The following is a 9,267-nucleotide window of genomic DNA, read 5'->3' as shown; positions in this document are numbered from 1 at the left end:
GTGTTACGTCCGATCGAACGGACGTTTAACCGGATGAAACACAGACCCGCGAGGACGCCGGCGACACACAGCGGCTTCCCGGAACCGGTCTCGAGCCCATCTCAGGATTATCCGCCGCGGTGCGGTCGGGAGTGCGCGAGGCCGGGATGCAGCTCAACGGCTGGTCCCGGCCTGTTGCATCGGGCTCGCTTACAGACCCTTCTGGCAAGGATCTGGTTGCGCATCTCACGTCCGATCCTTCGGCTCAGATGCCGGCGTACCAAGCGTAGCCCTGGTCCTCCCAGTAGCCGCCCTTGCCCTCGCCGATATGGGCGAAGCTTTCCACGACCTCGACGCGCATGACGTACTTGGCCTGCTTGTAGCCGAGGTTGCGCTCGACGCGCAGGCGCAGGGGCGCACCGTTAGCCACCGGCAACGCCTGCCCGTTCAGTTCGTAGGCGAGGATCGTCTGCGGGTGAAAGGCGTCCACGAGGTCGATGCTCTCGTAGTACCGGACCGGCGACCCGCCGCTGGCCGCGGTGTCTTCCGACGCCTGCTGGCCGCCCGAGTCCTTCTTGCTCTCGCCACCGCCCGACTGCTTGGTCATGTTCGGGTTGGCATTGCCGGCAGGCGCCTCTTCTTGCGAACCGCTGTCATCTGTGGCGCCGTCGTCCTCACGATCGTCATCGCCACCCTGGTCCATGGTGTCGGCGCAGTGGAACATGACGAAGCGCGCCTCGGGCCTCAGCTTGGCCCGGGTCAAAAGGTCGGCGAGCGGCACCCCGGTCCACTTGCCGATGGCACTCCACCCCTCGACGCAATCGTGCCGGGTGACCTGGGTGCGGGCGGGAAGCGTGCGGAGCTCGGCCAGGGACAGCCTGAAGGGCGCCTCCACGAGGCCGCCGACCTCCAGGTGGTATTTGGCGAATTTGCCCTTCGCCAGGGCCTTGTAGCCCTTGTCCGGCGGGTCCTCGGTTCCGTTCGGCTTGAACACCGGCGAGATGTCGGCGTCGGCGTATTCCGGTGCGAGCGTCCGGTTGGTGAGCAGCAGCCGCTGGACGAACAGGTTGGCGTCCTCGCCGGTCTTCAGCGTGCGCTTGAACCATTCCGCGTTGCCCAGGCGGTCGCACCCGCCGAGCATAGCCGTCGCAGCCGCGGCGGAAGCCCCTGTCAGGAGGACGCGTCGGCTCAGAAAGCGGCTCATGCCCGGGTCTTCCCGGTAACGGGTGCCGGCTCGACCTTGCGGTCGATCACGAACCAGCCGGTGAGCATGCCACGCATATTGTTCCAGAAGCCCGAGAGCAGAACCAGGGCGACGTGAACGACCACGAACAGGACCAGCAAGGCCGCCATGACGAAGTGGACAGTGCGGGCTGACTGCCGTCCGTCGAACAGGGTCAGCAGGAACGGGAACGCGGCGTCCATGGCCGGCGACATCGCCAGGCCCGCTAGCACCTGCACGGGCAGGAGTACGAACAGCACGAGGGCGTAGGTGAGCTTCTGGATGACGTTGTAGCGCTTGGCTTCATCCCCTTGCGGGAAGCGCAGCGTCAGGTGCTCCCATATCGAAGCACCGAAGTGCCGGATCTGGTCGCGCTGCGGAACGACGCGGAAGCGCAGCTGCCCGCTGCGCAGACCGTAGAACAGGTACAGGGTGCCGTTCAGGACGAAGGCCCAGGCGAAGAAGAAGTGCCAGCTCCGGCCGCCGGTGAGGTCCTGGTCGCTCGGCAGGGTCAGCCAGGACGGGAAGCCAAGATCCGCGGGCTCGCCGTCGGCTCCAGCGGAGGAGCCGAGCCAGCCGGTCGTGTCGAAGGCGCGACCCAGCACCGTGGTCACGCCCTTGGGCGGGTCGTCCTCGGTCGAGGACATCGCCAGCAGTGGCGCATCGAAGGTCGATGCCTTGCCCCAGTAAAGGGCTGGATGCGCGTTGAAGATCTGCAAACCGCTCATCAGCAGGACGAGCAGGCAGAGCGCGTTGGCCCAATGGGTGGCCCGGATCACGGCGGGGTGCCGGAACATCCAGCGTCGTGTCTCGACCTCGCCAGTGTCGGGCGCCGAGCGTGTCAGGTAGGTTCGAGGCAAACGGACTCCCTCAGAGCGGTCTTTGACAAGGGTGGAGGCCCCTGGATTGGGACCTCCGGAAGCGCAGAGCGCCTCAAAATCACATGCCGTGCTTCATCATCATGCGCTTCTTCATCATGCGCTTCCGCATCATGCGCTTCTTCATCATCATTCGGTCGCCGTGCATCATCCGGACTTGCGTGATGCCAGCATCAGACTGGAGGCCATTAACAGACATCGGCGCAGCCGATGCGGATCCTGCACCGAGGGCAAAGCCGCCAAACAGCACGGCGACGAGCGCGAGTGTCATATTTTTCATCTAAAATCTCCCAGATAGGGCGGATATCCCACCCGAACCTACGGAGAAGCCCCGGTATCCCACCTAAGTTCCTAAATAAAATCGTCTTTTCGATCTGTGCATTGGAGTAAAACTGAGCAAAACAGCTCTGTACGAACGGCGAGCCGAATAAGTTTCAAACGAGGAGTCAAATTTATAGCGGGCTTATGGAAGCATCATTTGACGTGATTTTATTGCGCAGCTTCTAATTTGCATCAGAGGTGAGCTTGACCATTGCTGATCTCTCCAGAACTACCTGTGCTCTGTAGGGGTTGGAGGCTAAGGCTTTGATGACGTGGGGAGAGAGCTTAGAGGTGGTTACACCTTCGCATCTATCTCACGCCGCCGCATATTGCCGACCGCTCGCGCCCCGGCTGCTGTTGCATAAGAGTAGGACGATTGCTCCAATCGCTGGCCGTCAACCGACGTAATGATCCATCGGAAGCATCCCGCATGGGCGGTGCAGGGCACTACGTTCACACGAGTGGACCGAGAGGTAAGGTACGACACCGGGAGCAGATGATTACGAGTCATCTGCCCTTTACGAGGGGCGAGACGATCGAGTTTCAGATCTGGTGCCGTGACTGGAGGTACGCCAACGGGATGACAATCGGCGAGGCAGGCTCGACCCCGCCGCCCGATCCGATAACAGGCTGGCCGGGCGAGCCGTGATGATATGGCCGCCCGGCCGATCTGCCTAGATCCACGTTTTCATCCAGCAGCCTTCTCTGTAGATCTGCCGTCGATGGCTGAGAAATATTCTTGGTGGGTTCGCGCCAAGCTGGCGGCGACCGCACTACTCTTGATGCTCGCGCTTCTGATCGTCGTGGCACGATGGATCGCGCGTCTTCTGTCATCAGGGGAACTGAACCAGCACTTGCTACGGTGATTGTCCCAATGAGATGAGCCTAATCATCGTCATCGCCACCTCCGCCGGTGGCCTCGGTCCGCTCATGCGGATCGTCGAGGCTCTGCCCAGCACGTGTCGCGCCTCCGTGTTCATCGTCCAGCACATCGGGACACATCGAAGCGGCCTCCCCGACATCCTCACCCAACGTGGCAATCTTCCGGTAGCCTTCGCACGCCACGGGGAGGCGATCGAGCGTGGCCATATCTACGTTGCGCCACCCGACCACCACATGCGGTTGCGCTTCGGTGCGATCCGTCTGGATCAGGGGATCAAGGTGCACTTCGCGCGTCCGGCCGCCGATCCCCTGTTCATCTCAGCGGCCGAAACCTACGGCGAGCGCGTCGTCGGGGTCGTGCTCAGTGGGGCGAACAGTGACGGCGCCGAGGGGATGCGAGTGATCACGGCGCACGGTGGCCTCGGCTTGGTCCAGGACCTGGAAGAAGCCGAATTCCCCGAGATGCCTTCAGCGGCGGTGAGGCGCGATCACCCTGAGGCACCTCTTACGAGCGACCTGCTCGCTGAGCGCGTTGCTGCTCTCTGTGTTGGTCGCTGAGCCTCAAAAAGCCGGTGGCTCTGGCGTAGGTTGAGCTACCCGGCCAAGTCAGTGGCCTTAGAAGGACGACCCACGAAGCACGGTGCCCGCAACGACATCCCCGCCACGGTGACGGCGATCAAGCGCGGGGGCGTGATGGCTTAAGTCGAGGTCGAACTGGTCGGCACGACCGACCGGATGTCCTCGGTGATGACGATCGACTCGGTGGAGGCGTTGGGCCTCAAGGAGGGCGACACCGTCCACGTTCTCGCCAAGGCTGTGAACGTCCTGCTCGTGAAGCCCTGAGGCAATCGCGAGAAATCCTATCCCAGGATCGCATGTGGCGCTGACATGGGCTGTACACGTGATAAATCGGCAGCCGTTTTGAAACAGGTGCTGCCGCCTGGAAGAGCCATGCGCTTCCGCCTGCAACGCGAGGCGACGCCACGATGGCTTCGAAGCTTCCCCACGCCCTCTATCCGCTCATTTGCAAGCTGGAGAGCGTCAGCCGCCTCTCCGATAAGGAGCGGCATGCGATCGAGAGCCTGCCGGTCCGGGTGCGGACCCTGCCGGCCCGACAGGACATCGTGCGGGAGGGCGACCTCGCGACTCAGTGCTGTGTCATCCTGGAAGGCTGGGCCTATCGCTACAAGTTCCTGAGCGAGGGACGGCGCCAGATCTTCTCGTTCCACATTGCGGGCGACACCCCGGATTTGCAGAGCCTGCACATCCCACTGATGGACCACAACCTCGGGACGATGACCCGGTCAACGGTCGCGTTCATCCCGCACGAGAGCATGCACGACCTCACGAACCGCTTCCCGGGTATCGCGGCCACGCTTTGGCGTGACACGCTGATCGACGCGGCGATCTTCCGGGAATGGTTGATCGCCATGGGGCGCCGCCCGGCATTCGAGCACTTGGCGCACCTCTTATGCGAATTGTACCTGAAGCAGGAGGCGGTCGGTCTGGCGGGTGACCACCGCTGCCCCCTACCGATCACTCAGACCGATCTCGCCGATGCCACAGGTATGACGCCCGTCCACATCAACCGCGTGTTGCGGGATATGCGCGGTCGCGGGCTGATCACGCTGCACCGGCACACCCTGGTGGTGAAGGCGTGGGATGAGCTGATCCGTGCCTCTGAGTTCGACGCGACCTACCTGCATTTGCGGAAGCGAGCGGCGGGATGACCCTGCATCTTCAGCCGGTGCGGGTCCGCACCAGCAGTCAAGACAGCAACGGACAACTCGTGTTCGCGGACGGCTTCCTCGTGGCAGTCCTGGTTCGGCTCTCCGACCAGCACGGTGCCGATGTGGGCCTGTGGTTCTTGGAAGCTGGCTTCGGCCCGACCGCAGTGATCGGTGCTCCCCTGTTCTTGGACCTGGACGCGGCTCAGGCCTGGATCGAGCGGCATCTCAGCGCCAAGCGGGGCAACAGTTAGGACGGCCGCGGAACCGAGAGGGACGTTCGAAGCCTACCGCCGCAAGGACGCGATCTCGTTGATGTAGCGGCTCCTGCTGTCACCAGAGGTGAAGGAATGACCGACCTCGGCCTCTCGCTCCCGCTGCGCATCCGTCGGCTGAACGGCGCCATCGGCATCACTGATGCGGCTGGGCGGTCCGCAGCCTACGTCTACTTCACCGGCGATCCTGATCGGCGGGTCTCGACCAAGCGTGTCGGGCCGGTTGAGGCGGAAGCGATCACGCAGGTGATCGCGCGAGCGCTGACAAAGGCGCTGTCGGCTGGCCTGATCTCCGAGGTAGGGCCGACTTCGGAGCAGTGAGCTACCACTGAGCCAACGTCGATCACCCTGGGCCAGCCGCCCGATCTGATCACACGATGCGGGGCTCGATACCGTCCCAGTCCCTCGGCTATGGCTGAGGAGGGCGGCGCTTTCATCCGCCTCTGCCCTTACCGTTCTGGTTGGATTTGGGCTCCGACAGGGCGCGAAGCCTCGCTTGAAGGGCGGGAACCGCAGCCTGACCTCAGCGCACCGGTGCCGTCATCTCCGGGACGCCGTTTGCCTCGAACCGCACAAGCCGAGGTCCTGGCTTGTCGGTGTCGCCTTCCAGCAGGTCAAGACGAGCGTTGATGGCCTCGATCCACTCCGCGTTCGTGCAGGTGCTCAGCAGCGGTTCGACGATCCTCGCGAGGTCATGGGCAAGCGTCTCGCGACTGAGGCCACTCAGCTCGCCGCCGTGCTCTGCAAAGACGCAGGCAACAGCCTCTCCCTTCATCAGCGCTTGCCCCGCTCCGGCCGGGTCCTCTGTCTCATCATCTCCTTGAGATCGCTTCGTCAGCATCGATCCAGGCATCCGTAGGGCGGCAGGAATTCCTCAAGGGATCCATGAACGGTCAGAGCGGCTAAACCGTTGCGGGGGGAGCTACGTTGGCGGCGACCTGATGCTGTCAAAGCTAATAGGGTCCGTGTGATCATGAGCCGACCACCTTCGGTCCGTGCCCACATCCTCAACGCTCTTGCCGATGAGCCCATGAGCAATCTGCAGCTTGCCGAGCGGGCCGGCATCACGACGCGGCGGCGAGGGGAGGTCGTCAAACTGGCGTGCGATGTTCTAGAGGATGAAGGCCTGATCGAGCAGGTGGGTGGCCAACGCCATCCGAAGTGGCGCAGGTCGACCCGCTCGACAGCCGAAACGTGCATGAACACGGTCCATCCGCCGTCGTCGAGCGGGATGGCGCCGGGCCTCGACGAGCGCTTGGCACGCGAGCTGGTCCAAGGCCTCGTACAATCCGCCAGCGCCCGAGGTGTCGACCCGGCCGTCCGCCTTCGCGAGTTCCGCACGTTGCAACAGGCTGCAATCGCGATGTCGCGAGATCCCGCAGCGATCCATGCTGCGGAGCGGCTCGTCCGAGCAATCGATCTAATCCTGCAGGAGCTGACCCCAGTGAGGTCGTAGGAACGTTCAACGAGGACAGGGGGTTCAAGCCGTTGCTACGCCACCAATAGGAAAGACGTGCATGGACGTTTGGCAGCTCATTGAGCGCGATCACAAAAACATCGGCGGCCTGATCCGCGATATCCCCTACGCGCTCAACGATCCCCGTGCCGTCGGTAGCCGAGAGCGGATGCTGGCCGATCTCATGGACGAACTGAAGCGGCACGAGATCGCTGTTGAGGCGAGCCTATACGGTCCCCTGAGCCGTGAAAGCCAGACACGCGCTCTGATCGAGGACCTGCACCGCGGCCATGCAGAGTTCAGGCGACAGCTTCAGCAGCTCGCTCGCTACCGGCAGAGGGACCGAGCCGGCTGGCTCAACACGTTCGAGGACGTGACCTTCCTCGTGGATCAACACCTGCATCGGCACGTTCACGAACTGATCCCGGCAGCCCAGACGCTCTTCTTGCCTGAGGAGGCTGCCGCTGCCACACGGGCTTTCGTGCGCGCCAAGACGAAGGCCCTACAGAGCCGGCGGCGGAACGCCGTGGGTGGGGTCATGTCGAGTGAGGGCGCTTTTGTCGCCACGCTCGCCGGGGTGGCAGCCGGCCTAGGCTACTTGGTCTGGCATAGCGGACGCTTTGGCCGGTCGAGCTGAGTAGCCGCCACCGGAGAGCGTGTTCCCCGGCAGGGGGTCCGCCCTAGGCCACGGTGATCGCTGTCTGCACAAGGCCGGCAATTCGCACAGTTACGCCCACTCGTCTGGCACAACACGCGCTCAGCTCCGCCGCCCGATCTGATCACGGGCTGGCGGGGGAGGGCGTCGATCTCACTGGCGGTTGAAGCGTCCTTTTACGCGTGAGGAGCGTTCCAGCAGCGGTTCCGCCCCACTGGCTCCTTCTGCCATTGGCGCCCCTTCCGCATCGCGGTGCAGAACCATGGGCGGCAGATGGCGATGGCGGATGGGGGCTGGTCGCTGGTGATCCGTTGAAGCACGCGGTGCTGAGTCGCGGGCCCTTGGAGCAGTGAACTGCCGCCTTGTTTTAGGATTTTCCAAGGCCGACGCAATACTCCTGCGCTGAGGCAAGGAGAAATTCCATGCGAATGTTTGTTCTCGCCGCGCTTGCTGGTTTTGGCCTCGCCGACCTGGTCCTTCCGGCCTCAGCCGTGCCAGCTGGCCCCGTAGCTGGCGTCTCTTCGCCTTCCGATATGCTCACCAATGTTCGGATGAGACGTCACCGCATGGGCCGACGCTCGATGATGCGGACGCAGCGGAAGTACCCCGGTGCCAGCTTCGTCCGGAACACCACTCGCGGTGCGCCCGCCGGCAGCGGCGGCGGCAACGGGACGACTGGCAGCTACGCCGCGCCCAGCGGGAAGTAATTCTGGTTTGAGCCTTGCTGCTTGATGCGCGGCTCGTCGATGAGACCACGAGCCGACTTGCGATGCGCTTCCGATTGAGGCGCGTCGCCTTTTTGAGCCTCACCACGTTGTCGGATCGATGGACACGCGCATGCCCAGCACCGTGGAAGCGATCGCCGAAGGGGCGCACGCCCGGGCAATCGGTCGACCGAAGGACAGCTGCCCTTATCCGGCGGACTCGCCCGAGCGTCAGGCTTGGTTAGAGGGCTACGACGGTACGCCGACCGAGGACGGTTCCGACTTGCCTATGGCTGATGCCTAAATAGCGAGAGCCTAGCGTGTCCCGGCAGGGTAGTTGTCGGGATGGCGGTGTCGAGGTAGTTGCCTGGGAGGCGCTACCGCCCACGGAGGAAGAAGAACCAGATCAAGATCAGGACGGGGATCGGCACTCCTAAAAGCCACAACAGGCTACCCGTCAGCATATCGTCCTCCCTGGAGTGGCAGAGTAAGCCCGCAGACCGCAGATCCGTTCCGGTGCACCTAGCCTACGCGATGGCGGTGAACTACGGACAGGCGTGAGGGACTGGCTCACTGACTATTAAACCACGATCACCGAACCGTCGATTTGATTGACTGACACGACACGCGGTCCGCGAACATCAGGATCCCGCTGCTCCCAGGCCGACAAGGCGGCGTTGGCGGCCTCGACGATCGCCCCCGGAGAGCTGCCGATCTGTGGACGGATTGCCTCAACAAGGCGCGTTAGGATCGTCTGCTCCTCAAGCCGGTGCGCAGGCATCGTGGCTTGCTGGCAGAACGCCACGTAGACGTTCTCGGCGATCACGCGGGCGGCGCGGTCGGGTTCAGGCGTGTCGCTCATCTCAGATAGCCCTTCGCCTTCAGATGCTCGGTGAGGAGCTTCGCAGCTCGCTTCCTTACTTCCCGCCTCCGGCTTTGTAGACGGTGATCGCACGGCGGCAGTTCTCTGAGATCTTGTCCATGTTCTTCTGGAAGCAGGCGTCCATCTCAGGGCTATTCGGATCGTTACCGCTGCAGAAGGTGACGGCGTCTCCGGAGCAGTAGGTCTTCAGATCCTTGTTGCCGCGTTTAGGCGTCTGCGCTGGGGCGGGGGCGGCGATAGCGATGAGGCTGACGGCGAGGATGAAGCTGCGCATATTAAATACCG

General features: G+C 63.3%; 15 protein-coding genes. 9 read left to right on the top strand and 6 right to left on the bottom strand.

Annotated features, from left to right (window positions below):
* Positions 1-244 precede the first annotated feature (244 nt).
* From AC3IF3_RS28875 to AC3IF3_RS28865, 3 genes are all read right to left on the bottom strand, one after another.
* Positions 245-1,183 (bottom strand): molybdopterin-dependent oxidoreductase, encoded by a 939-nt coding sequence (locus tag AC3IF3_RS28875; RefSeq protein WP_489231449.1) that lies wholly within the window; start codon positions 1,181-1,183, stop codon positions 245-247.
* On the bottom strand, positions 1,180-2,061 hold the full coding sequence (locus AC3IF3_RS28870) for a cytochrome b/b6 domain-containing protein (RefSeq protein ID WP_243968288.1): 882 nt from the start codon (positions 2,059-2,061) through the stop codon (positions 1,180-1,182). The genes AC3IF3_RS28875 and AC3IF3_RS28870 overlap by 4 nt, the downstream gene beginning before the upstream one ends.
* Positions 2,062-2,140: 79 nt before the next feature.
* Positions 2,141-2,359 (bottom strand): hypothetical protein, encoded by a 219-nt coding sequence (locus AC3IF3_RS28865; RefSeq protein WP_243968289.1) that lies wholly within the window; start codon positions 2,357-2,359, stop codon positions 2,141-2,143.
* 694 nt (positions 2,360-3,053) lie between these two features.
* On the opposite strand from AC3IF3_RS28865, the gene AC3IF3_RS28860 reads away from it, so the two are divergent.
* The 6 genes from AC3IF3_RS28860 (at position 3,054) to AC3IF3_RS28835 (ending at position 5,605) form a co-directional block, all read left to right on the top strand.
* Entirely contained in the window at positions 3,054-3,266 is a 213-nt protein-coding gene (locus AC3IF3_RS28860) for a hypothetical protein (RefSeq protein WP_489231448.1), read from the top strand.
* A 13-nt stretch (positions 3,267-3,279) separates the two neighbouring features.
* Positions 3,280-3,840: a chemotaxis protein CheB gene (locus AC3IF3_RS28855; RefSeq protein WP_489231447.1), complete on the top strand. Its 561-nt coding sequence runs from the start codon at positions 3,280-3,282 to the stop codon at positions 3,838-3,840.
* A gap of 156 nt (positions 3,841-3,996) precedes the next feature.
* Positions 3,997-4,125: a hypothetical protein gene (locus AC3IF3_RS28850; protein ID WP_489231484.1), complete on the top strand. Its 129-nt coding sequence runs from the start codon at positions 3,997-3,999 to the stop codon at positions 4,123-4,125.
* A gap of 143 nt (positions 4,126-4,268) precedes the next feature.
* The gene (locus AC3IF3_RS28845) at positions 4,269-5,012 is read left to right on the top strand and encodes a Crp/Fnr family transcriptional regulator (RefSeq protein ID WP_489231446.1); all 744 of its coding nucleotides are present in this window, start codon (positions 4,269-4,271) and stop codon (positions 5,010-5,012) included.
* Entirely contained in the window at positions 5,009-5,263 is a 255-nt protein-coding gene (locus tag AC3IF3_RS28840) for a hypothetical protein (protein WP_489220929.1), read from the top strand. Before AC3IF3_RS28845 ends, AC3IF3_RS28840 begins: the two co-directional genes overlap by 4 nt.
* Before the next feature lie 96 nt (positions 5,264-5,359).
* On the top strand, positions 5,360-5,605 hold the full coding sequence (locus AC3IF3_RS28835) for a hypothetical protein (RefSeq protein ID WP_489220928.1): 246 nt from the start codon (positions 5,360-5,362) through the stop codon (positions 5,603-5,605).
* 202 nt (positions 5,606-5,807) lie between these two features.
* Here the strand turns inward: AC3IF3_RS28835 and AC3IF3_RS28830 are convergent, their stop codons facing one another.
* Positions 5,808-6,125: a hypothetical protein gene (locus AC3IF3_RS28830; protein ID WP_489231445.1), complete on the bottom strand. Its 318-nt coding sequence runs from the start codon at positions 6,123-6,125 to the stop codon at positions 5,808-5,810.
* A 189-nt stretch (positions 6,126-6,314) separates the two neighbouring features.
* Here AC3IF3_RS28830 and AC3IF3_RS28825 point away from each other — a divergent pair, with 189 nt between their 5' ends.
* The 3 genes from AC3IF3_RS28825 to AC3IF3_RS28815 all read left to right on the top strand — a co-directional run bounded on the left by AC3IF3_RS28825 (position 6,315) and on the right by AC3IF3_RS28815 (position 8,403).
* Positions 6,315-6,740, top strand: coding sequence for a hypothetical protein (locus tag AC3IF3_RS28825; protein ID WP_489231444.1), 426 nt, complete (start codon positions 6,315-6,317; stop codon positions 6,738-6,740).
* A 61-nt stretch (positions 6,741-6,801) separates the two neighbouring features.
* On the top strand, positions 6,802-7,377 hold the full coding sequence (locus tag AC3IF3_RS28820) for a hemerythrin domain-containing protein (RefSeq protein WP_489231443.1): 576 nt from the start codon (positions 6,802-6,804) through the stop codon (positions 7,375-7,377).
* A gap of 843 nt (positions 7,378-8,220) precedes the next feature.
* On the top strand, positions 8,221-8,403 hold the full coding sequence (locus tag AC3IF3_RS28815) for an Rmf/CrpP fold protein (RefSeq protein WP_489231442.1): 183 nt from the start codon (positions 8,221-8,223) through the stop codon (positions 8,401-8,403).
* 276 nt (positions 8,404-8,679) lie between these two features.
* On the opposite strand, the gene AC3IF3_RS28810 is transcribed toward AC3IF3_RS28815, so the two are convergent.
* The gene (locus tag AC3IF3_RS28810) at positions 8,680-8,961 is read right to left on the bottom strand and encodes a hypothetical protein (protein ID WP_489231441.1); all 282 of its coding nucleotides are present in this window, start codon (positions 8,959-8,961) and stop codon (positions 8,680-8,682) included.
* A gap of 55 nt (positions 8,962-9,016) precedes the next feature.
* Entirely contained in the window at positions 9,017-9,256 is a 240-nt protein-coding gene (locus AC3IF3_RS28805; protein WP_489231440.1) for a 3',5'-cyclic-nucleotide phosphodiesterase, read from the bottom strand.
* Positions 9,257-9,267 lie beyond the last annotated feature (11 nt).

The sequence above is a fragment of the Methylobacterium sp. J-118 genome, assembly GCF_057836565.1.
This window is presented reverse-complemented; position numbering and strand designations above follow the sequence as displayed.